At 44.2% G+C, this 24,168-nt stretch carries 20 protein-coding genes and 1 pseudogene; 1 reads left to right on the forward strand and 20 read right to left on the reverse strand.

The window, feature by feature from the left end; translation table 11 throughout:
* Positions 1 to 68 precede the first annotated feature (68 nt).
* A complete protein-coding gene (locus tag MJB10_RS12895; protein ID WP_314805405.1) occupies positions 69 to 914 on the forward strand; it encodes an RMD1 family protein in 846 nt (281 codons plus the stop codon).
* A 51-nt stretch (positions 915 to 965) separates the two neighbouring features.
* Here the strand turns inward: MJB10_RS12895 and MJB10_RS12900 are convergent, their stop codons facing one another.
* The 20 genes and pseudogenes from MJB10_RS12900 to MJB10_RS12995 form a co-directional block, all read right to left on the reverse strand.
* Entirely contained in the window at positions 966 to 1,979 is a 1,014-nt protein-coding gene (locus tag MJB10_RS12900; protein WP_314805612.1) for a LacI family DNA-binding transcriptional regulator, read from the reverse strand.
* An 82-nt stretch (positions 1,980 to 2,061) separates the two neighbouring features.
* Entirely contained in the window at positions 2,062 to 3,636 is a 1,575-nt protein-coding gene (locus MJB10_RS12905; RefSeq protein ID WP_314805409.1) for an ABC transporter substrate-binding protein, read from the reverse strand.
* 41 nt (positions 3,637 to 3,677) lie between these two features.
* Positions 3,678 to 4,574 (reverse strand): carbohydrate ABC transporter permease, encoded by an 897-nt coding sequence (locus MJB10_RS12910; protein ID WP_397386632.1) that lies wholly within the window; start codon positions 4,572 to 4,574, stop codon positions 3,678 to 3,680.
* 31 nt (positions 4,575 to 4,605) lie between these two features.
* The gene (locus tag MJB10_RS12915; protein ID WP_314805615.1) at positions 4,606 to 5,475 is read right to left on the reverse strand and encodes an ABC transporter permease; all 870 of its coding nucleotides are present in this window, start codon (positions 5,473 to 5,475) and stop codon (positions 4,606 to 4,608) included.
* Positions 5,476 to 5,598: 123 nt separating this feature from the next.
* Positions 5,599 to 8,301, reverse strand: coding sequence for a beta-galactosidase (locus MJB10_RS12920; RefSeq protein WP_314805412.1), 2,703 nt, complete (start codon positions 8,299 to 8,301; stop codon positions 5,599 to 5,601).
* Between the two features lie 251 nt (positions 8,302 to 8,552).
* Complete coding sequence (locus MJB10_RS12925) at positions 8,553 to 10,085, reverse strand: response regulator (RefSeq protein ID WP_314805413.1); 1,533 nt, start codon at positions 10,083 to 10,085, stop codon at positions 8,553 to 8,555.
* A 13-nt stretch (positions 10,086 to 10,098) separates the two neighbouring features.
* Complete coding sequence (locus tag MJB10_RS12930; RefSeq protein ID WP_314805414.1) at positions 10,099 to 11,898, reverse strand: sensor histidine kinase; 1,800 nt, start codon at positions 11,896 to 11,898, stop codon at positions 10,099 to 10,101.
* Between the two features lie 23 nt (positions 11,899 to 11,921).
* On the reverse strand, positions 11,922 to 13,217 hold the full coding sequence (locus tag MJB10_RS12935; protein ID WP_314805415.1) for an ABC transporter substrate-binding protein: 1,296 nt from the start codon (positions 13,215 to 13,217) through the stop codon (positions 11,922 to 11,924).
* Positions 13,218 to 13,423: 206 nt separating this feature from the next.
* On the reverse strand, positions 13,424 to 13,819 hold the full coding sequence (locus tag MJB10_RS12940) for a (R)-mandelonitrile lyase (RefSeq protein ID WP_314805417.1): 396 nt from the start codon (positions 13,817 to 13,819) through the stop codon (positions 13,424 to 13,426).
* 25 nt (positions 13,820 to 13,844) lie between these two features.
* Entirely contained in the window at positions 13,845 to 14,312 is a 468-nt protein-coding gene (locus tag MJB10_RS12945) for a VanZ family protein (RefSeq protein ID WP_314805419.1), read from the reverse strand.
* 305 nt (positions 14,313 to 14,617) lie between these two features.
* Positions 14,618 to 15,343, reverse strand: coding sequence for a hypothetical protein (locus tag MJB10_RS12950; protein ID WP_314805421.1), 726 nt, complete (start codon positions 15,341 to 15,343; stop codon positions 14,618 to 14,620).
* Between the two features lie 238 nt (positions 15,344 to 15,581).
* Complete coding sequence (tnpC, locus tag MJB10_RS12955) at positions 15,582 to 17,159, reverse strand: IS66 family transposase (RefSeq protein WP_314805424.1); 1,578 nt, start codon at positions 17,157 to 17,159, stop codon at positions 15,582 to 15,584.
* A gap of 67 nt (positions 17,160 to 17,226) precedes the next feature.
* Positions 17,227 to 17,472, reverse strand: a pseudogene (gene tnpB, locus MJB10_RS12960) (IS66 family insertion sequence element accessory protein TnpB); the annotation flags it as partial.
* 202 nt (positions 17,473 to 17,674) lie between these two features.
* On the reverse strand, positions 17,675 to 17,896 hold the full coding sequence (gene tnpA, locus MJB10_RS12965) for an IS66 family insertion sequence element accessory protein TnpA (protein ID WP_314795242.1): 222 nt from the start codon (positions 17,894 to 17,896) through the stop codon (positions 17,675 to 17,677).
* Between the two features lie 246 nt (positions 17,897 to 18,142).
* Positions 18,143 to 18,304, reverse strand: coding sequence for a hypothetical protein (locus MJB10_RS12970; protein WP_314795243.1), 162 nt, complete (start codon positions 18,302 to 18,304; stop codon positions 18,143 to 18,145).
* A gap of 135 nt (positions 18,305 to 18,439) precedes the next feature.
* The gene (locus tag MJB10_RS12975; RefSeq protein WP_314795245.1) at positions 18,440 to 18,763 is read right to left on the reverse strand and encodes a hypothetical protein; all 324 of its coding nucleotides are present in this window, start codon (positions 18,761 to 18,763) and stop codon (positions 18,440 to 18,442) included.
* A 176-nt stretch (positions 18,764 to 18,939) separates the two neighbouring features.
* Positions 18,940 to 19,806 carry an MBL fold metallo-hydrolase gene (locus MJB10_RS12980; RefSeq protein WP_314795246.1) on the reverse strand — a complete coding sequence of 289 codons (867 nt, stop codon included), beginning with the start codon at positions 19,804 to 19,806 and terminating at the stop codon, positions 18,940 to 18,942.
* A gap of 1 nt (position 19,807) precedes the next feature.
* Positions 19,808 to 20,401: a YdeI/OmpD-associated family protein gene (locus MJB10_RS12985; RefSeq protein ID WP_314795247.1), complete on the reverse strand. Its 594-nt coding sequence runs from the start codon at positions 20,399 to 20,401 to the stop codon at positions 19,808 to 19,810.
* A 22-nt stretch (positions 20,402 to 20,423) separates the two neighbouring features.
* Positions 20,424 to 22,679 carry an excinuclease ABC subunit UvrA gene (locus tag MJB10_RS12990; protein ID WP_314795249.1) on the reverse strand — a complete coding sequence of 752 codons (2,256 nt, stop codon included), beginning with the start codon at positions 22,677 to 22,679 and terminating at the stop codon, positions 20,424 to 20,426.
* Between the two features lie 85 nt (positions 22,680 to 22,764).
* The gene (locus MJB10_RS12995; RefSeq protein ID WP_314795251.1) at positions 22,765 to 24,003 is read right to left on the reverse strand and encodes a D-alanyl-D-alanine carboxypeptidase family protein; all 1,239 of its coding nucleotides are present in this window, start codon (positions 24,001 to 24,003) and stop codon (positions 22,765 to 22,767) included.
* Between the last annotated feature and the right edge of the window lie 165 nt (positions 24,004 to 24,168).

A 24,168-nucleotide genomic window follows, 5' to 3' on the forward strand; every position in this document is an offset into this window, starting at 1 on the left:
TGAGATTATTTCTTCCATTTACTGCTAATACTAGCGAGTATACATATTATATCGTTGAGTGGTGAATTATGAAAATTATTTCGTTTAAGGCGTTGGCAATTACCAATGAAATTGATCTAAACAAAATTGCGATTCACTGTGGGATTCCGAAAAAATACACATGGGAACAACCTCTAATCCTCAGGCATAAAGTTCTACAAAAAATTTATCAAAAGGAATTAGACGACTTACAGCAAGTACTGGTCTTCTCCTTTGGCAGTGTTGTCTTCGTGAATCTGACACATCAGGATGAAATCACAGCTTTATTGAAGTTTATTCAATCGTTCGAGCCCGATATCGCACTCGAAAGAGCCGATAAATTCACGGATGATTATAGTCTCCACATTGAAGAAATCGAGCATATGACCTTGACAGATGAATATGTGGTGGTGTCGGAGTATGAGTTCTTTTTACCTGAAATGATTGCAACCGTACTCGCCAAGTCCGTGGCACTCGAACGAAGTGAGGAGCAGCTCGGGAAGATCCAAGATAACCTGGAAGTCATCATAGACAGGCTGGAAAAAGGAAAGCTTCGCGTTGGTAACAAAGAATTGGCTAGAACGACCGCCAAAATTGTTCGCCACGAGTATAACACATTAGCTTATATCATGATACTGGATAAGCCTGAGTTGACGTGGACACATAGCTCAGCAAGTCAATTTTACGATGAAATGATCGGCTTTTTTGAGTTAAACGATCGCTATACCATATTGAAAAGTAAAACAGATATTCTCTATCATATCTTAGAAGGATTCTCGACAATTAGTCATTCGATCCGAGGACTTTTCGTTGAATGGATTGTCGTCATTCTTATCGTCATCGAGGTGGTATTAACGGTATTGCAAATTATCGGGTGGCTACCCTCTTCTCATTAGATGAGTAGTAACGAAGAAAGTCGCGATCCATATGAACACGGCTTTCTCCCATTATGTACTCTGTCTAATCATGAGATTTGGCGCTAAGACCGTAACTTTCTTCACCTTTTCTTTCTGAATTAATTTGGATAAATTCAACATCGCCTGCCTGCCCAGCTGTTCGCTTTGCTGCGATACCGTCGTTAGTTCTGGATTCATCGCTGAAGCCAATTGCGTATCATCAAACCCAGCAATCGCGATATCCTCTGGAATCCGTATCCCGCGTGATAGTGCTGTTTTCATTGCACCTATGGCAACATAATCATTAATACATAAGATAGCGGTAGGTCGATTGGACATGGCTAGAAATGTTTCCATCAATTGTTGACCGCAGGACTTAGAGAAACTCCCGAAATGCACCCATTCTTTGCGATAAGTAAGATGATTCGCCTCAAGTGTACGCTGGTATGCTTGCAGTTTCTCCACCGTCGTAGTTGTTGCTGCGCTCCCGCCTAAGAAACCGATGTGACGATGGCCCCGATCAATCAAGTGCTGAACGATCAGCTTGGTACCTAGGTATTCGTCTGTTTTCACGCGGTGAAAAGAATATCCTGGCAGTGTCCCATTGATCATAACAATAGGGATTTTCCTCTGAATATCCACCACTTCCTGCACGAGTGAAGCGGGACAATGCCGTGCATTAATTCGGCCTCCCATGAGAATAAGTCCATCCACTTGTCTTTCACATAGCAAATTTAAATACTCCGATTCCCTGCTGTAATCGCTAAAGGTATTGCACAGAAATAGGGTATACCCTAACTTTTGCGCTGCAAGCTCCGCCCCTCCGAACACCTCGGGGAAAAACATATTGCTGCTATCCGGAAACAATACGCCAATCATGCCGGTTTTCTTATTGACCAGACTGCGTGCGAGAGCATTGGGCTGAAACTTATGCTTTTCAATAATGGCCATAATCTTCTGTCTAGTCGATTCTCGAACTGGTGCTGTATCATTGAGCACTCGGGAAACCGTCGCGACGGAAACGTTCGCTTCCCTAGCAATATCGTAGACTGTAATGGTTTCCAGGAGCTCACTCTCCGTTACACCAAAATGAAAAGCGAAAGATCGAAGGCCTGTTCTACAACAGACCTTCGATATCTGAAACCTCTTATTTCGTGCTTTCTACCATTTTTTTGAATTCATCCAGTTGCTTTTGTACTTCCGCCATTACTTTGTCAAAGCCGGCAGCTTTCAAACTCGCTCTGAAATCTTCTACTGCTTTCACAGGATCACCCGCTTTTCCGTGAACGATTGCAGGTCCCTTTTGTCCGACTACTTGTGTAATTGCCGTTAACTCATTCGTGACGTTGGATTTGTCGAAAACAAAACGGCCGTAAGGATACGCCTTCTTGATCTTATCATAAGAAGCGAACAAAGCGCCTTTTCCAGCCCAATCTTCGCCATTAGGGATTTCGTTCTTATCGATGCGACCACCCCAGAAGTCGGAATAGAAGTCATCCCTTTGAACATCATACCCGTCAGGACGGAAGCGTTTGCCATCTTTCACAACATACTGCACGCCTTCAATACCATAATTCATCAGATGATAAATTTCAGGGTCTTGGCGAATAAGATCATAGACCATTAACGCACGCTCCGGATGCTTACTTTTTGCACCAACGGACGTACCGCCATGTGTGATCGACATCGAAACGAGATTATTTTTAGTCGCCGAGAATGGGAAGAATTGCAGATCTGAGCCTGGCTGCAGTTTATCCATTTTGATGCGCTCACCGAGGAAGGTTTGCGTATGATGCTGATCCACAGATGTTTTCCCCGCTTCGAGCTCCGCACGGTTGTCGCCTTTGTAGTTCATGACATCCTCGCGCCAGAAGCCCTTGTCACCCCAGTCTTTCATCATTTTGGCAAAGTTCACGAACGTATCATCGAGGAAAGGGCTATAGGCTTTATACTTATCTGCATAAGATTTGCCGTAGATTAATGCGAACATACCTGTATTGATGGGGAGCTCAATCGCGTCCGTGTAGGAATTGATATATCCTCCCACATGGTCGGATGACGTACCATTCGTATCCCAAGGAACAACACCTGGCTTCTTATCTTTGACACCTTGTAAATATTTCTCCATCATCTTCCAATCCGTGATAGGCGCCGTGATGCCGAATTCCTTGGCCCAATCGCCACGATACTGGAAGCCGTGATTCACCCATTGCGTATAATGATCTTCCGGGATTAGCATGATCTGATTCTTGTATTTCGTCTCTGCCCAGTTCTCTGGCGGTACTTCCTTCCACGTGATCGGCGCATAGGTTGGCAGCAGCTTATCTAATGGCATGAAGGCGCCTTTTTGCGCATTTTGCCACGTATCCAACCAGTCAGTTGCAACGGTAATTAGATCAACTGGCTCCCCAGACGCGAGTAATAAATTATATTTCGTTTGCCAATCTGCCCATTCCACCCATTTAATTTCCAGTTTTGCATTGGCCTTTTGTTTCAACAGGGCATTGAGCTTTTCCATGACTTTCTCGAACTGACCATTCTTCGGCTTGTCGCCTAACATGACATAAGAAATCGTTTGAAACTCAGATGTATCGATTTTGCCTCCTGCTGTTGCAGCCGATGTCGAATCTGAAGAAGTGCTGTTCGATGAGGTACAAGCCGTCAAGCTTACTGCAAGCGTCGCAGCGAGTGCAATACTAAGCGCTTTCTTTTTCTTGAACATGGAATTGCCTCCCCAATATTATTTTTGATCTATGCATAACGTTAGCCTTTAACAGCACCAACGGTGATACCTTTGATGAAATATTTCTGTACCATCGGGTAAAACAGGATGACGGGTCCAGTTGCAACGACCGCCGTGGCCATTTTCATCGATTCAAGCGGCATATCCCTAGGCTGTACGTTGGAGGCGACCGATGAATTCTTGATGAAGTCCGCGCTGGTGACAACGTTATAGAGAAACAGTTGAAGCGGTCTATATTTCAAATCCGGCGAAAGGAAGAGCATGGCATTGTACCATTCATTCCAATAGCCCAGCGCTATAAACAATCCGATCGTAGCCAACGCTGGTGTCGTCATCGGCAGGATTAGCCTAGTAAAAATTCTAAAATCGCCTGCTCCATCCATTTTGGCTGACTCCGTAATCGCATGTGGAATCGAGGTGACGAAGCTTTTCATCATAATAATGAGAAAGGGGCTCATGAGTCCTGGCAGCAGAACGGCCAAATAATTATCCTTGAGATGCAGCCATTGTGTCATGATTAAGTAAAAAGGAACGACCCCACCTTGAAACAATGTTGTGAAGTAGATGAAAAAGGAGATCCGGTTCCGATACGGAAAGTCTGGACGTTGCAAGGAATATCCTGTCATCGCGACGATGAACAATCCCAGGATTGTTCCCGCAATTGTAATCCCCAGCGTCACACCATAAGAGCCAACAATAACGCCTGGGTTTTCAAACACGATTTTATAAGCAAATGCACTGAATTCTCTCGGCCACAAATTATAGCCATGCAGCGTAATGGACTTCTCTGAGGTGAACGAAGTGCCTAGGACGAGAAGAAATGGGATTAGACAGCATAGTGCGAAAAAACCGATAAAGCAGTAGCCGAATAATCTTATGGCCACGGACGAAAAATCCGTCCCTCTCTGGCGAGCGATGACTTGCTCCACGGGATGCCCCTCCTCAGCCCTAAAATAGTGTGTTATCAGGCGAAGCTTTTTTCACAAGCCAGTTTGCTGTAATCACGATGAAGAATCCAAAAACAGACTGATACAAGCTGACAGCACTTCCTAAAGAAAAGTTAAAATTGTTCATTAAGGAGCGGAACACGAATGTCTCTATAATATCTGTGGAATCAAACAATGCTGTATTATTGGCACCGACTAAGTTGTAGAATAAGCCGAAATTGCCTCTGAGGATTCCCCCCAATGAGAACAGCAGTAAAATAATGAAAGTCGGCTTTAGCCAAGGCAGAACAATAAAGCGAATACGCTGCAAGGCGTTGGCACCATCAATTTCTGCAGCCTCTACAATCTCAGAGTCTAATCCCATAATGGCGGCGAAATATACGATGGAGCCATATCCCGTGGACTGCCACAAATAGGTGATAACAATGATAAAAGGCCAAATACTTGGGTTCGAGTAGGTTTTGACAGGATCCCATCCGATCGATTTCAGAATGCCATTCAGCAAACCGAAATCATAGCTGAGAATGTTATAAGCAATGAGACCAACAAGCACGAATGAAATAAAAAAGGGCAGAAACATGAGTGATTGCGTGACTTTTTTAAACCACCTTTTTCGAAGCTCATTGAGAAGAATGGCGATCCCGATCTGAAGGATATTTCCGAATAAGATAAAAGCCAGATTATAGAGGATGGTATTGGTCGTTAACTTCCACAACGCGCCTGAAGTCACTAGAAATTTGAAATTGTCGAACCCAACGAACTGACTGCCGAAGATTCCAGCCGAGTAGTTATAGTTGATAAAGGCAAGATAGAGCCCAGGCATTGGCAGATAGGACATGACTAAGAAAAAAAGGATCGCGGGTAAACACATGAGTATCAAGGTGCGATGTGACCAAAATCTACGCAACGGTTTTGTTCGCTTTCTAACATGTGGCGATACGCCTTCTAATGCCCTTGGTGTTGCGGCAGTTTTCATACGTAAACTCCTTTCTCATTAACTAGCAGAGACGGGTACGAATCGGAAAGGCTCTAAGATCGCGTCATGATCTAACCCAACTGCCTCCAACCAAATCGCAAGTTCATTCCCCACTTCTCGCTCATGGAACCAGGGCCCAGGCAAATAAAAGGATTCATCACATCCGCCACGGAATATCGGACGATTCTCTCCGCCCTTGGTCCATAGACGCCCCACCAGATGACCGTTGAAAAACACCGTCAGTTTCATATCTCGACCGCTGACATATACTCGCCAGCCCAAGCCTTCGTTGCTATCTTCGAGTTCGCTGTAGAGCCATGCGACAGTTCCTGGCTTCATTGCTATCGCCTCTGTGACAGGTTGTGCGTCTATTTGCGAGATCTGAGCATGCTGCAATAAGCCTTGTTCCTGACACCCCGCGACGGTCCAATGATTCGCCGACGTTCCTTCGTACAGGGTGATATGTCCGCTCAAAGCGATGTACGTTTTATCCAGAAATACCGTAATGATTGCCGTTTCTCCCGCAGATACGAAAGGAGTAAGATCAAGGAATGGATCATGTAGATTCACTTGTCCAAGTAATTGTCCATTTACATAAGCATAGGCATAGCTGAAGTTACCTGGTGTATGAAGGATCCAACGATCAGCTTCGTCCGAGAGCTTAACGTGTTTGCGATAGCAATGATGCGCAGGCTGAGCTGCGGATAACCAGCCACCTATGCTCACGATCGGCCATTGCCCGTCATCCACATCCGCAGAAGCATAATCGTCTTGGATCTCGCCGGATTGCATAAGCTTGACTCGCCAGTTTTGGTTCAAATCCCTTGTCGACGTGACACCAACAACGCTAGTAAGTCCCTTCAAACTATTTAAATGAAGGCTTGGAAGCGTCGTATCATGGAAATTGGTATGCCCCCAAATTTCCACGCGAGCTGTCAGATCTGGCGCGACGTGTTTACCTTCAGTAATCGGCAGATAGCAGCTTGTTCCTCCTGGCGTTACGGTGCCCAAATATGCATTACCCGTATAGAGTGAAATTACATCACTAGCTTTCTGTAGGATGATGCCTTTATAGTTTGCAGCTTGTGGGAATTGTGCTTTATACCAAGCGAATCCACGGTAGATCCCGTGCTTTTCTAACTGCTCGGCATGGTCTCCAAGTGAAATCTCATTGGTTGCAAGAGACAGTTCTGGGTTAACGGATGATAGCTGCCATCTCCCCTCCATATCTTGGCTTTTCCTCTCTTGTACAGCTAGTGTACCAATGAGCAGCTCACCATTCTCATCGATGCCTTCCAAACGGAGCGCACGTGATCGGCTCATCCCGATGATTTCAAGAATATGCCCATCCAAGAAGTGAATCCTGGCTCTAGCTTCATTGTCCGATGAGTGAAAGGATAAAGTTACGCTTCGTTCAGATTGAGGCCCATGTACGGTCATCTCCGTACTCTTTACTTCCATCTCCGAATCAAAGGTGAACTGAACTTCCCCCTCCCCTTCCATATGGAAAATGAAAAAAGTGCGCTGCTCATGTGCGAGTCGCTTCACTATGAACAGTTCAGCGGTTGCATAATCGAGTTGTCCGCCAGCGATGCCCCATGTTTGTAAAGGCACCTGAAGTGGCAGAATTGGACAACTTAGTGTTGAGACATTCAATTCGAATACGAGCTCTCCGCCCTGCTTCAAAGCTAGACGATGAAGGTCACTAGACGTTGCTTCAGCTAGCGAAGCGCCATAAGTCTGTAGGATATGATGCAGCAACCTGCCCTCGTAGGCTTCTTCTCGAATATGCCCTTCTGGCGTGATCATGCCATGGAAATCATAATCCGATGTCAGGAAGGACAGCGGATTACCCCAATTGTTGGCGACATTCGTGAAGCCAAAGTTTGTCCCTGACGCCTGCAAATAAGGACCTAGCAATTTGGCTCCCGCTGATAAAAGTCTCCTAAGCAGAAAGTGAGAGCGGTTCGTTTCGGTTACGAGTAAGGGAAAGCCTCTGCGGCTTAATTCTTCTTTGTAATAATGAACTTTTTCTTCGAAGGACGGATCACGATCGTTCGGATAAAAATTGCAAGTGGGCACCACGCCTTCAGCGAAGCCGGATGCTTGAAACAAACCGCCTTGACCTGCACATGCGATCAGGGGTACCAGGATGCCATGTTGTAAGGCGAGATCTCTGAGCGCTGAAATATAACCATGGGGATCCTCGCAAGGGTAGAAATCAAGCTCATTTTCTAACTGAACTGCGATAATGGAGCCTCCCTGTCCATGTTGATACTGCTGAAGAATGGGTAGAATCTGTGCATACCATCTAGCCACATGTGCCAGGAAAAGCGGATCATGATCCCGAATGCGCATATGTTCATCGATAAATAAATAGGCTGGCAATGCTCCCCCATCCCATTCGGAACAAATGTATGGACCTGGTCTTGCAATGACCCATAAGCCAGCTTCCGAAGCCTCATGAAGAAAGTGGGCAACATCTTTCTCTCCGCTGAAATCCCATACGCCATGTTCAGTTTCATGATAATTCCAAGGAAAATACACATCGATGGCGTTATAACCAAAAGCTTTCACTTTACGCAAACGATCTTTCCATTCCCCCCGCGGGAGTCGGAAGTAAAATAAAGAAGCACAAAGAACAATTTCAGAGTTGCCATCTATGCGCAGCGTTTCAGAAGATAATTGAATCCGTTGATTTTGGCTGATGGATGGTTGCACGTATGATCCCCCTTCAGTTGGCCTCGCTACTACCCTTATGAAACCCGTTTCATTCGATAAGAAAGTTTCATGTTGTCTCTATTGCTAGTATAGAGATAATATAAAGCGCTTTCATTCGAATAAACTTCTAAATGCATAAGAAAACACCAGTGTTCATTGCATCCTTAAAAAGCAAAAAGTTGTGAATTATAAATCAATTCACAACTCCATGCCTTCTATAATTCACTGATTTCTTATATTTTTTACATATTTTATGACTCACTTCTAAACTCTTTAACGGTTTTCCCTTCAAGCTCTTTGAACACTTTACAGAAATAGGAGGTTTCTTGAAAGCCCGTTTTCTCTGCTACTTCATAAACCTTTAAGGCAGGATTCTGAAGCAACAATTTGGCCTTACGAATTCTATAGCGATTCAAATATTCTACGAAACGCAAACCTGTCTCACTTTTAAACAAATTAGACACATAATTAGAACTAAGGTGAAGACTTTCAGCCAACTTTGCAACAGTGATATCTTCCGCATAGTGCTCTTCGATATAAGCAATGGCCGCTTGAATTTCTTTTCGAAATGGCGTATTCCCCATCGTTTCATAGCACATCTCTTGATGCCACTTATGAAATAATTGCTTCAACTGCTGTATGGTTGGGAAACCTTCAAGCTCACGATTAATCTGGCGATAAATTGTCTCCGCATTGGAAGTAAACTTACCTCTGCCAATCGCAGCTGCTTTCGTTAAGATGGCCGTTTCTTGGATGACGACTTTTAATTCCTCTAACAAGAGCCTCCTCGCCTTGAGAGAATCAAAGAATAAATCTGTTTGCCTGTCAATTTCTTCGAATTTACCGCTCTGTATGGCAGAAGCGAAGACTTTCATCGAAATCAATGCATCTTCTGTTTCCTTTGGCTTCTCACTAAGATAGGAGTAAATGTAACCGATACCATCATATATCGCAAGTTCGAGTGCTGCTACTGCTTGGCGATATAACATTGCCCAATCCTTGATCCCATAGCCGATCGAACTGATGCCTATTGTCAGGGGGCTATGTTCGCTTTTATTTTCCAAGAGAACGGAAGCTTGCAGTATCAATTCTTCTCTACATCTTCGTTCGCTATGTTCATTTGGAAAATGGGTCATCAGCACGGTCCGATGCTCAGAAATCGGTACAAGAATAGGGGCTTCTCCTAGTTCAGTATAAAGGGTATGCGTAGAATTACAGGTAAACTTGCCCTCGATTATGATGATGGCTAGAGGACCTGTGTAGATAGGAAACCGTATCGCTCTTGCTTGCTCCTCCATCTCATCAACCGACTTCAATTCCCCGAATATGAGCTTACGTCCTAGTAAATGCCACATTTCATGCAGATTCTCATTTCGAATGGCTGCTTGTCTCTTTAGATGCTGGCCTGCTTCTATTTTCGTTTTCATTTGCTGGAGCAGTTGTTCCAGAGATTCAGGTTCCAGATCATGTTTGAGCAAATAATCCTCAGCCCCTAGCTTCAGTGCCTCCTTCACGAATCGAAAATCATCAAAGGAGCTTAGCGCAACAATTTTGATTGAATCATCCTCTTGTTTCACCTTCTGAATCAAATCGATTCCGTTCATTTCGGGCATTGATATGTCGGTCAGAATGAAATCGACATGTTGATGGTGCAGTAATTCTAAGGCATGGACACCATTCAGAGCTTCGCTCACGATATGAAAGCCGTAATCTTCCCAACGAATAATCGATTTAATCGCATAGCGATAGATCGCATTGTCCTCAACGATCATGGCGTTTAACATAGTAAGATCACCCTTAACGTTTTATTTTAAAAGGAATATGTACAATGGCTTTGGTACCCACGCCTATAGCACTCTCATAGCTAAGTCCATATTGCTGACCATAGTAAAGCTGAATTCGCTCATGAACGTTCTGAATGCCGATACCTGTAACGCCTGGGACTGATTCTTTCTGCGAGCCCGCATGCAGGATATTCAAGACTTGTCTGGCCTCCATGCCTTTCCCATTATCTTCAACGACAAGTAGTAAATCTCGCTCAATAACCTCCGCGGTAATACGGATTTTGCCTATTCCCTTCGACATTTCGATGCCATGAAGAATGGCATTTTCGACCAATGGCTGTAGGATAAAATAAGGAACTTCACAAGCCAATAGCGAATGATCCACCTCATATTCCATTTGAAAAGCTTCCCCATACCCAATTTTTTGGATAAAAATATAGTTCTTTAACTGCGTCAATTCTTGGTCCAGGCTATGAAATTCACCTACGCGACGTACCGAAGATTTCAATAAATCGATGACAGAACTGATCATTCGCTCAATCTCTGGTTGTTCGTTCATGCGCGCATACCACTTCACCGTACCGAGGGTGTTATATAGAAAATGCGGATTAATCTGACTTCGTAACACAGTGAATTCCGCTTGTTGTTTTGCGATTTGCTCTTTGTAAACGATATTAATGAGTTCATTGATCCGAGCTAACATGAAATTAAAACGGAGTGATAAACTACCGATTTCATCTTTGCCTAGTGGAACAATGCGTACATCGAAATTTCCATCTTCTACGCGACGCATCGTTTGCTCCAATATTTTGATATTTCGCGTAGCAGAGTTGGAAAATATGACGGCAAAACCTGTCGAGATGAGTACAGCTATCAGAGACACAAGTACAATGACCAAAACTAATATTTGCGTTCCCGACAACAAAACGGACATTGGAATAAAGCAGAGTACACGCCACCCCATGGTCGGAGTTCGTTCTTGTACGAATAGATGGCTATCTGTGCCAGCGTATTCCACTGTAGCCATGGCCGCATCCTGTTCACTAAGCACATTGTTTATACTGTTCCGAATGAGTTTGTTAGTTTCTGGACTTCCTCCACCGACCAGCAATTCGTTTAAAGGATTTAGAATGGCGACATTACTCTGCTTAATTATGGAACTACCGCTGCCGAGGGACAGGAAAAAGTTAGCATCAAGACTATAAATGATGGTCCCTAGGCTGCGATCAATTTGGTTCACATCCACGAAATCTCGGATTAGAAACACTTCATTTCGTTCACGTATAGAAGGTATCCATCCCACGCTAAGCTGGTTTGCATGCAGATAAGCTTCCGCACGTATCGTCATGTCAGAAACGGCTTCACGATTCAGTGTATGATCCAGCCCCTTTTTATTTTCCCACCAGTACAATTGCCCTGTGTTCGTTTGGATCATGATGGCATTCAGATACGGATTTCCATTCCCATATTGCGCCAGCAGAAATTCCATGCGACTCCGGAAGGCAGGATAGCTCTCGTTCGTTACTTGCTCCCCTTGTTCTGCGACAATTTGCCGAATATTTGTATCACTGAGTACATACACCGAGGAAGTGAAGGCCTCCTTCGCTTTGTTCTCGATATTATCCGAAACTTGATGGATGACCTGCATAGAGAGATCCTTGGTGTTGGCTTCAATAAACTTGGTAGAGGCATAAATCGCTACCCCGCCAATTGTCGTAGAGATGAACAGAATCAGAATCATATTGGAAAGAAAAAGCTTCGTGCGGATTCGAAAATCTTTGATGCGATTGAATAACGGTTGAAAAGCTCTCATTCCTCCAAGCTCCTTACCTTATCTCATTTGGATGCACGCCGATTTCGATTAAACGCTTGATCCAACTCTTGAATGCATGCATCCACATTGTGAGTGGGGTCTATAATGAATTTTGTAATGGCATTCAGAAACACCTTCTGCAAATCTTGGCTTACAAAATCAATATAAATGCTTGACCAATCGTACGTTTTTCCTGTCTGAATATAGGTCGAATCTAATTCGATATAGGTTGGGTCAAAATCTTTGGGTAAACCTTTAATAACGGATAGCGCCTTCTTATTCGTTTGGAAAATTTGGCCCATTTGCTGCGTTGCAAAAAGCTCCAATGTTCGTAATGCAGCTTCCTTATGTGGGGATTTGGGATTTACAACAATACCGCCTGTCGATTTCAAACCGAATATTGCCTTTTGCGGATCTGACGAATAAGGAAAGGCGAACAAACCCAAATTGCTTCTTGGATTTTTGGATTTCACCCCATCCACCGTCCAAGTGCCGTTGATGATCATCCCTGCTTTTCCTTCTGCAAGGAGCATTTGCGCTTGGTTCCAGTCCGTTTCAAATGGATTTTTATTGACGTATTTCAAGCGATCACCAAATCGCTGCAAAATCTCTTTAAAATGGATTTGATTGTTTTTAAATGAGGTTTTTCCTGCTTCGATATCCGCAATCCATGTGGGATTGGCTGCATATTGATTCACTAACATATCTGCCGCGATGTCCCAACTAATCGTCCAAGCATCCTTATAACCTGCTGCGATTGGGGTAATCCCCACCTTTTGCAGAGCTTCACAGGCTTCTAGGAATTGTTGCCATGTTTTTGGCGGCTCTTGAATACCTGCCTTGGCAAAAGTCTCTTTATTATAAATGACACCAGCACCATTCACATCAATCGGTAATGCCCATATTCGCCCATCGTTTGACTTGACGCCACTTAGGTAACGTTCATCAATTTGAGCTAGAAATGGCTGTTTACTTAAATCCATCGCATACCCAGAACGAATAAAATCCATAGCCGTATCCAAATTATCGATCATATACATATCTGGCATATTGCCAGATATCGCCCAAGTACGCAGCAAACTTAAATAGTTGCCTCCATCGACACCTGTAAGTGCGAACGAATACGATGGATCCTGTTTACTGAATTGCTGCGTCCCTATTTCTAGCCATTTTCGAGCCCCCTCTTCATCAAAATGGTGAACCCAAGAGAGTGTTTGTACCTCTGGCTTATTTCTGGGCATTTTAGTTACATGTGATGACTGGCAAGCGGTTAACACCATTGCAATCGTCAGACTAAGGGAGATGATACGAGATTTCATCCAATCACTCTTTCTTTTGATAGCGTTTACATAGTGATTCGTAAGGCAAGTGCCATTTCTGTTCTATAACTTCCACACACTCAACCCTTACTATTTCGCATGAAATCATAGATATCCTTTATCATGTTGAGCGACTTTAGATGCCTATATAAAAAAATAAAAGCCTGATTTCTCAAGCTTTTTTAAAAGTGGTTATATTTGCTGGTTTAGGACTCGTATTGCTTCTCACTCACTTGTTCCATCCAGTCCACTGTCTTGCCATCAAGTCGTTCTTGAATGGCGATATGAGTCATTGCTGTAGTTGGCGAAGCACCATGCCAGTGTTTTTCGCCTGGCGGAAACCAGACCACATCACCAGGATTAATTTCCTCGATTTGACCTCCCCAGCGTTGAACCCTTCCTTGGCCTGCCGTTACTATAAGCGTTTGACCGAGCGGATGCGTGTGCCATGCTGTTCGTGCACCTGGCTCGAACGTGACGTTTGCCCCAACAACGCGGGCAGGATCGGTTGCTTCAAACAGTGGATCGATGCGAACCGTACCTGTAAAATAGTCAGATGATCCTTTGCCTGAAGCCTGGGACCCTACTCTTCTGATTTCCATTTTTACATACCTCCAATTTTTCTTATCATTTATCCATTAAATTACGAGTATCTTTACTAAAAGATATTATCAAAATCTTAGTAATTCCAAATCCAATTATGGCTCCAAACATGTTCAAAATAATGTCATCAATATCCAGACTCCCAACTCGAGTAATCAATTGCGTCAGTTCAACCGCTAAAAGAATAAGAAATGAACATGTTAGAAACCGCCAGAAATTAATGGAATTTCTATTAAGCAATGGAATGATAAAGCCCATAGGTATAAACAAAACGATGTTACCGAATAAATTTTTGATTAGAATGTCTGTATTATAATGATCTCTATTCACGATGTACGCGTTTATCGTTTTGAAAGGGACTAAGTTATAATCAGCAAACAAATAATGTGCCCTTAGGAATAGCAACTTAAGCATTATCAAAATGTAAACAGAGCTGCCAATCATAATAAAGGTATTGAGTATCGAGTTTTTAAAATATACATGCCTTAACATGGGGAATTCTTCTTCTTCATTGTTTACATAACATTATTTATGTAAACATTTTATTAATAGGTACGTAAGCGTCACATAGCCTTCACCTAATTAAGGACGAGGTCTATTGACGCTTACGTTAATTGAGTGGTTAAAGCTAGTTTTTAAAGAGCAAGGCTTCAAAAAAAACAAGACAACATGGAGGAAATCAAAAGAATTGGGAACTAATCAAAATCCAACCGAAAACGTTTGTCATATTAGTAGTCGCGATATCGTCAAATCGCATAATTTCTACGAGAGCGTCGTCCGATACATTACATCTTGAATCAATTAATTAAGTATTTTTCAATATCCAAAGGTGACGAAATAATGTCAGTGATTTTATATACTTTACTTGACTTTACATTAATACTATACATCTCCCGAATATAATCATAGATTGAATAGCGATGTGGTATATTAATGGTTTCATTTTCCTGTTTAATTGTTCGAATTTCCTCTCTTGTACCAATACTTTCAAATTTATTCTGATCAACGGACTGCAGAGGAAAAATATGCATCGTAATGTCCTTAACGCTTACATTAGTTATGTTAATCTTAGATTGGAGGGTCTGATATACAAAATCATAACAACTTATTTTGGCTACATTATTGCCAAGATCACAATGCCCGAGAATAATTCCGTTCCAAGTAAGGTATTTTTCTGGATACGTCCGGTATTCCTCCAAATTGATGGGCCATCGATTCTGGTCATTTGAAATATTATTAAGATCTTTTTTTATTTTTTCGGGTATGTAAGAATTGAACTGATACGCGAAACTATCATTTTTGACCAAATCTTCGACGCTAGGATATTTTTCTTTAAATGCGGATTTCACAACAATCTCAAGAAAATTTTCAACATACTCACTTCCTCGGTGACCGCCAACATATATTCCCTTATAATCTTGAGTGCTAACCTCTAAACTATAGCCCCCGCCATCAACTAAATTCCAATCATGATAACTAATCTTATCTACTTGGAAGTTAAGATCATATTTCTTCTTCATCATTCTAAGTACGTCCTTTTTGATGCTATTATATGCAAATTCGGATCGTTGCCAGCATCCTGTAATAAGCATTATGATCGCGATCCATGCACAGCATTGAAGAAGCTTTGAACAACTATACTTCATAACATCACCTCTTTGCATATTATTCCCATCTACGAAAGCGAAAAATAGAATTCTCCTTCGAGTTGAAAGTCAAACAGCCCTTACCTAGTGAGGGAAGAGACGAAATATCTTCTGTTTAAGACTTTAGCCGGCAATGCGCTGGCAGCGAGGCTGACCATGGCATGAATGGCTCCAGCGCTTGCAGATCGAGCTGACCGGTTAACTGAGGCAGCTGTTCAAAGAGAAACTGCAAGTAGTCGAATGGCTTGAGCCCATTTTCCTTGGCAGTTTCGACAACGCTGTAGATGCTCTCACTGGCCTTTGCGCCTCGCGGGGTATTAGCAAAGAGCCAATTTTTCCGACCGATTACAAATGGTTTGATCGACATTTCGCTTCTGTTGTTGTCGATCTCGAGTCGTCCGTCTGCAAGGAATGCCGTCAGTTTCTCCCATTGATTTAAGCTGTAGGCGATCGCTTGTCCTGTCAAACTCTTAGGTAACGTTCGGGACTGCTGTTGCTTCAGCCATTTATGGAATGCTTCGATCACAGGAAGGCTTCGTTCCTGCCTTGCTGCATAGCGTTCCTCCGGCATTGCTTCTTTCAGATCCCGTTCAATAGCAAAGAGTTGATTACAGTACTTCAGGCCTTGCTTCGCCACCGTTTCCGGATTGTTCCTTGCCTCTGGCGGCGCCGCCTTTAAAGCCTCGTCATATTTACGCCGTGCATGTGCCCAGTAGGCGACAAGCGTCACACCGACCACTTTGTGATACCCTGGATAACCGTCGACATGAAGGTAACCCTTAAATCCAGTCAACAAGTTTCGCGGATGCTCACCGCCTCGGGTTCTCTGGTAATCGAACACCACAGCCGGATCTTCTCCGCGTCCGCTGCGATATAACCACAGATAGGATGAGGATTCGGCCGATTTTCCTGGCTCGCGCAATACCTGTAACGTGGTCTCATCAGTTTGTAAGATATCTTTCTTCAGCAAGATTTCTTTCATGGCGCTAACCACTGGCGTCAGCCACTTCTCCGCTCCGTAGATCATCCAATTCGCCATCGTTTGCCGGGATAATGTGAAGCCTAGGCGAGCAAAGTGCTGTTCTTGCCGATAAAGCGGCAAGCTTTCCACATATTTCTGGCACATCACATGCGCCAGAATCGATGGTGAAGCTAGGCTCCCTGGATAGACAGGCTTTAGCATAGGTGCTGTGACGATAGGTGTCTGAATTTCATTGCGCTCGCATGATCGGCATGAATAAACCTGCCTCACGTGGCGGATAATTTTGACTTGAGGCGGCACAATAGCGATTTCGCTGCGCGTCTCGGTGCTCATCTCATGGAGCGCACCGCCACAGCACGAAAAGACCTGATCCGTCTCAATGAGTTCATAAGTCACCGTTTCAACCGGCAAATGTTCAAAATCCACCTCACGCTTACCGTTCGTTTTCCGGCGCTCGTAGGTCACTTGCTCCATCGGCGGTTCTTGTCCTTCAGGTGTCGCGAGTATTTCGGCTTCGTTAAACAGATTTAGTTCCAATTGGTCAGGACTCGTCTTCTCGCTCGATGCACCATAGCGTTTTTGTTTCGCAATACGGGATTGCTCCTCATACCATTTGAGCATAGCAGTAAGCTCAGCAATTTGCTGTTCCTGCTTGGCAATTCGCTGATTCAGTTTTTCGATTGTTTCCAAGTTTTCCGCTCGATTTTCCATACCATATACTTCGGTAAATATCGCTACATCCCTGCCGCAAGGTATGGCGATACAGCGAACATTCAAGTTAAATGACCGTTTCGGCTATAACTTTTTGGTTTGCCTGACGCTGACTAAGCGAAAGTCCATCCAGCAGCCAGCGAAGCTCACGGGAGGTAATTGTTGCGGTGCCCACGCTTTCGTTCGGCCACTGAAACGTGCCTCGTTCAAGTCTGCGGTAAAACAGCCAAAAACCGTTGTGCTCCCAGTGTAGAATCTTGAGCTTTTTGCACTCGCGGTTACAGAAAACAAACAAGCATGAAGAAAAGGGATTGAGTCCAAAGCCTTCCTACACGATTGCGGCTAATCCGTCGATAGACTTTCGCAGATCTGTTGAACCAGTAGCAAGATAGACATGCTGGACAGTGGATAATGTTAACATGTCTCTTCCAGTAATTGCACAACTTCTCTAAGCAAGCGTGGGTCAAATCCAGCACGGATCTCAATTTGGACCGATACGGACGACAAGTGAAGATTCATGGGTAGTAGTTTGGATTGGAGACCTTTAGCGGATACCAGCTAGGAGAGATAGGGCCATCAGCCTCTGAATGAACTACTTTTAGTTTGCGGAGCCAGTACTTCAACTGCTCTTTGGTTACTTGGTGAGCATCGCACCAAGCTGCCATTGAAAGATGACTCGCTCGATAATCCTCGATACGAGTGGACCAATCCTTGCGACGCTGTTCTTTTGTGGTCATAAGGCAACCTCCAGTTTAAATGGGATGCCTTCATTTTCTCATGTATATTTGGGTTCTAGAAGGTGTGCAGGTTTTGACGCTTACATAGGTACCTTATTACTATACCACTACAGTAAAAAATCGGTATCCCTATGATTATTTTAAAAAAATCCACCAAAATCAAAAAAGGACAGCCCCCCACTGGAGTAACTGTCCCGATGCATTCGGATTATTCAATTTGTTCCTATTTGGCGTGGCAGAGATACATTAAGATTTCTTAATGGAGAAGAATCCATATTGCTCGATTTCATCAAGCGCTTTACGTCCAAAAGACTCGATTAGCTCATCGGCTCGGATTTTGGTTCCCCCTAGAGTAAGCCCGTCCCAGCGTACAATTCTACCGTCCTTAACCAAAAAATAGTCATCCATACGATAACCTCCCAAAAGATAGTTTTGGAAATCTCTGTGCGCTTGAATACGAATTCGCAGAGTATGTATCTGCCAATCCTTATTTTAGCATACTCTTCATGGGAAGCCAAAGGAGCCGCTTTTTCTGCGTTATATTTATTTTGGTTCTATATTCGGGGCAATCAAAGATAGTAACAACTGAACCTCTTGCTTGTTGAAATTATAAGCTCCCGTCGGCTGCATTAGGCTCACAATATGCGTTAGGTCTAACGGATAGACTCCTGGGAAATACGTCATTCGAATATTAAATAACTGTTCCTCTACTTGCTCTCTCGAAACATGATCGTAGATCGGAATGCTGATCATATTAGCGGATTTACGTCCAGATGTATCTTTGATGCCAATCCCGATCTTTGTGACGCCACTATACCTTGGCAGCATAAAGGCAGTCAATTCGTTTTTCGAAATTTCTGCAAGCATATAGAGAATTTGATCATTATTATCTAATAAATAGACCTTCGGACACCATAAATGGTAATGATTTGATTGGGAAATGACAGGTGTGCTGCTCTCTTTGCCGTCTTTTCCATAGTGATTTCATCATAAATCGACACAAAAAACCCAAGAATGAAACCATTCTCGGGATGATTGCGTATTTATTTAAAATATATCAATCTCTCTCCCGCCGACATCATATGAAATTTCTGCGCGGGAAACTTGTGGAACAAATAATCGACGAAGTAGGACGGGTTATCGCGATTCTTAGAGAACATATCAAAATGGATAGGAACGAGCAGATCCGTTCCGATCTCCACGCCGAAATCTGCCGCATCGCGGAAGTTCATGTTGCCTACAATCCCCCTGGCGGTTCTTGCATAATCCCCTCCGTTAATAGGCAGCAGCGTTACATGGGGCTGAAATTGTTTGGCTTGTTCAATCAATTCGGGTGTGACCACAGTATCGCCTGTATGGAAAATGCGGACGCCGTTGATCTCGATAAAAAAGCCCAAATAGTAGTGATTACCCTCTGGATCCCTCTCATACTCCGTGTGTGCGGCTGCTACAGGGGTAACGGTTACCCCTTTCAAAGAAATCGCTTGTTGCTGTTTGGCGGGAATGATGCGTCCAGCATCGAGTTCGATATCTTGCAGCAAATGGATATGAGATGCTGGAGCTACAAATTTCGTCTCAGGATGAGCTCGGGCCACACCGTTAATCGTGGTTACATCCATATGATCATTATGAAAATGTGTGATCAAAACCGTATTGACATCAAGCTCATGCGGAGCTAACGGAGGCGGAATTTCCCGCTTAAATTCAGTGTCGGGATTTTCTTCTTCAATCGAAAAGCTCAAGTACGGGTCCACACAAATGATCTCATCGGTGCTGCCGCCTTTGATCACCACGCCAGCTTGCCCCAAACTCCAAATGGCAACAGCCCCTACAGGCACGTTCGTTCTTTGCATTTCCTTGAGCAGCGATTCACCCGCATTGTAAATAGGTCTTAAGCGTTCGTTTCCCATCCTAGTCATCAATTCCCTTGCCGTCGAGAATGTGCTGCACATATTTGTCAACGCGTGCCTCGCGCGTTTTCGCTTGTTTCGCTTGAGAGAAATAAAGCAAGTATCCTTTTTGCCGCCCAGGTGTCAAGGCTTCAAAAGCTGTTTTCAACGCAGGCATCTCATCGAGCCGCGTTTGAAACTCAACAGGAAATGCAAATTCTTCCGTCTTCTTATATGGCACTTCCACACCAGATTTCTCAACTTCAATCGCATCATAAATATAAGATTTAATGATGGATTCCAATGCAATGATTTCTTGTACGTTGGTGAAACGAATCTGGCGCGCTGCCTGTACATTCTCCGTTTGTTGAATGAGAATGCCTTGGGCATCTTGCAACAACACGCCTTTGTGAAACAGGATCGCACAATAATCTTTAAATCCATGGAATAATAAAACGTTTTTATTCTGGAACGTGTAACAAGGATGCATCCATTTAAAATCCTCGGTCAGCTGACAATCAAGAATAATACTTCTCAGTCTCTCAAATTCCTCTTTCCACTGTTTTGCCTTTCTTAGAAATCCATCAACTTTCGGATTCAATGTACGATTTGTCATCAAGGAACACTCCCCTTCCCTTTTACTTCAAATATTTCCCCGTAATCGACTTCTCAGAATGGATAATCTGCGTAGGTGTGCCCTCGAACACCACTTGGCCGCCCTTGCTGCCTCCATCTGGTCCCATATCAATAATCCAATCCGCATGGCTGATTACTTCAAGATTGTGTTCGATTACGATCACCGTATTGCCGGTATCCACGAGGCGGTTCATGATCTCCAACAAGTGGCCGATATCTGACATATGGAGCCCTGTCGTCGGCTCGTCCATCACGTAGATGCTGCCATTCTTATGCAACTCACTTGCCAGCTTAATGCGCTGACATTCCCCGCCCGAAAGTGTGCTTAGCGGCTGGCCGAGGGTGATATAGTTCAGCCCCACATCACTCAAAGCTTGAAGCTTGCGCACGACTTCTTTCAGTTGGAAAAATTCCAAAGCCTGCTCGACCGTCATCTCCAACACTTCGGCAATGGACTTGCCGTCCAGTTTGTAAGTAAGCACTTCCTCTTTAAAACGTTTGCCTTCGCAAACTTCACATGGCAGCTTCACACTGTCTAGGTATGCGAGATCTGTGTAGACGACTCCCAGTCCTTGGCAATTCTCGCAAGCTCCCTTGGAGTTGAAGCTGAACAAACCTTGGTTCACCTTATTGGCGGAAGCAAATGCCTTGCGCACATCATCCATAATGCCCGTATACGTTGCGGGATTCGAGCGTGTTGACACTCCTACCGCCGATTGATCAATGACGATAGCATCAGGATGCTGGCTGAGGAAAACTTCGTTAATCAGCGTACTCTTGCCTGAGCCTGCAACACCCGTCACGACTGTAAGAACGCCAGTTGGGATATCTACGCTCACCTTGTGGAGATTGTGAAGTGTTGCGTCTTTGATGGCCAGCTTGCCTGATGGTTGCCTGGAATCCTGCTTCAGCTCTAGCGGTCGCTTCATATGATTGCCTGTCAGCGTACCTGAAGCAAGCAAGCCTGGGTAGCTGCCCTCAAATACGATGTTACCGCCGCGACCGCCAGCATGTGGCCCGACATCGACGATATGATCTGCTACTTTGATCACATCGGGATCATGCTCAACAACAAGTACAGTATTGCCCTTGTCGCGCAGCTTCTGAAGCAATTCATTTAACTGATGGACATCACGGGGGTGCAAACCAACGCTTGGCTCATCGAAAATGTAAGTGACGTCCACCAAGCTGCCGCTCAGGTGCTTCACCATCTTGACGCGCTGTGACTCACCGCCGGATAAGGTATCCGTCTCACGGTCAAGCGTCAAGTAGTCCAACCCGATATCCACGAGATGCTGCAGCCGCTCTGTCAGCGACTTGGCGACTGGCGCAGCGATCGGATCGTCAACTTCCCGAATGACGCGGATCAGTTGTCCAACTTCCAAGGAAGACATTTCCGCAATGTTAAGTCCATTGATTTTGCAATGGAGCGCTGCTTGACTAAGTCTTGCACCGCGACAACTGGAGCAAGCACCCTCGGAGATGAATGGTGCAACAGCTTGTTGCGTGCGCTCTGACTTCGTTTTCACATCCTGCTTGATGTACTTATTGGTGAACTTCTCGATGACACCTTCGACTGTAATATTGATGGCCTTACCACCAAACTGCATCTGCACTTTCCTTGCCTTGCCATATAGCAATTGCTCTAGTTCCTCTTCCGAATAGTCGCTCAATTTCTTGTCAAGATCAAAAAAGCCAGACTCAACGATTATGTTCCAATCCATACTATTCACTTTATAGTCCGGTAGTAGAATGGCCCCTTCGTTTAACGACTTGGTCATGTCAATCGACTTACTCATGTCGACGCCAAGCCTGCGACCAAGCCCGTTGCACTCCAGGCACATGCCTTGCGGATCATTAAACGAGAACATATTCGAGGGCCCGACAAAGGGTTGACCTACTCGGGAGAAAAGAAGACGAAGAATTGGTGAGATATCAGTAATCGTCCCCATTGTGGAATGGGATCCGCCGCCCAGTCGTTTCTGATCTACAATAACAGCCATGCTCAGATTCTCGATCGCATCGGCATCGGGTTGCGGAAATCGCGGTAAAAAATTACGTACAAACATACTGAAATTTTCGTTCAGCAAACGCTGAGATTCTGAAGCAATCGTATCGAAAACGATCGATGATTTACCAGATCCCGATACTCCGGTGAAAATCGTTATTTTCCGCTTGGGAATACGCAAGGACACGTTCTTGAGATTGTTTTCCCTCGCACCCGAAATGACGATGTATTCCTGATTAGTTTCGCTCATGCCTGACATCCTTCCGATCGTGTTAATTTTCTAGATACTCACACATTATACCTTATCCGACCGCTTCCTGTTTAATAAGACTTGTTCAATCCGAATTGGAATCTGTTTGTTTTCTTCGATTTCGTATAATTTGCCAAACAAATAATCCAAACGACATGATCAGGAAAAATCCACTTGCCGCATAGAATGGCCAGTTCGTTGTACTTTTCTCCTCTTCGCTGCTCATTTCAGGAGGAGTTGCCGGCTGTTTGTGTGTAACTGGATTGGCAGCTACGATTGGAATTTGCTTCAGAAATTCACCGTTTTTCCAAATTTGATACGTACCGATCACATCGCCTGTCTCTACCGTTTGTTGGTCATTTAACCATGGATTGAAGACAGCCTTGTACGCATAGACTGCGTCATCCTTTCTAAGAATGGTTAGTGCATAGGAATCTCCCAGAATCCCCGTAACCGTCTCATCATAGAAGGTTGCATCTCCGGCGTAATCTCCTTTATGAAACATCATCTGAGTTGCAATACGATCTAGTCCGTACTGGCCAATCGCCTCCACATCGCGGTATTCGTCCTCACGCGACGATTTCAATACGACCGAAATGACCGTTTTATTGTCTTTTTTCATATATTCGATTAATGTATTTCGAGCTTGATCTGTAAATCCTGTTTTTCCGCCCAATGCGAAAGGATTCTTAAATATGAGGCTGCGATTCGTAATCGTCACCTGCCGCTGATCAGTTTTTACCGCAGTCCGTTCCGTCCCCATTGCTTCCATAATCGCGGGATACTTCATGGCTTCTTTGGCAAGCAGGGCAAGATCGTAAGCGGTTGAATAATGCTTCGAGTTGTGCAACCCGTTCGGCGTTACGAAATGGGTATGGAGCATGCCAATCGACAATGCCTTTTCATTCATCATCGCGGCAAAATCAGCCTGATTACCTCCGATATGTTCAGCAATCATCATCGCCACGTCATTGGCAGAAACCACGATCAGCGCCTTCAACGCTTCTTCTTTTTGCATTTGCTCGCCTACGTGTAAATTAAACACATAATTGCTAGCTTCCTGGTCCACAGCTTTCTTGCTCGCTGTCATCCATTCCTCGTTACTCATCTTTTCTTCCAAGAGAATCGCCGTCATCAATTTTGTTAAACTGGCCGGATAGGCTTGTTCATCTTTATTTTTCTCATACAGGATTTCGCCGGCCACACTATCGATCACAATCGCTGAACCGCTTCGAATGGAGAGTGCCTCGCTATCGTCGGAAGCGTTTACATTTTGGCATAGCATGGCATACAGGAAGATGAAGAGGAGCGCTGTCTTTTTCATATGTTTTCCTCCCCTGCTGTGTTTCATGATGAATCCCTTCTTCCGTTCAATTTCGACAAGACTAATTCCCATTATGCCATAAATATATGTGATTGGGGTTGGCAATCTTTCCTATGTTCATGAAAAAGGAACAGCTCGCTTGCGCAAACTGCTCCTAGACATTTT

This window comes from Paenibacillus sp. MBLB1832, assembly GCF_032271945.1.
Classification (GTDB): Bacteria; Bacillota; Bacilli; order Paenibacillales; family NBRC-103111; genus Paenibacillus_E; species Paenibacillus_E roseopurpureus.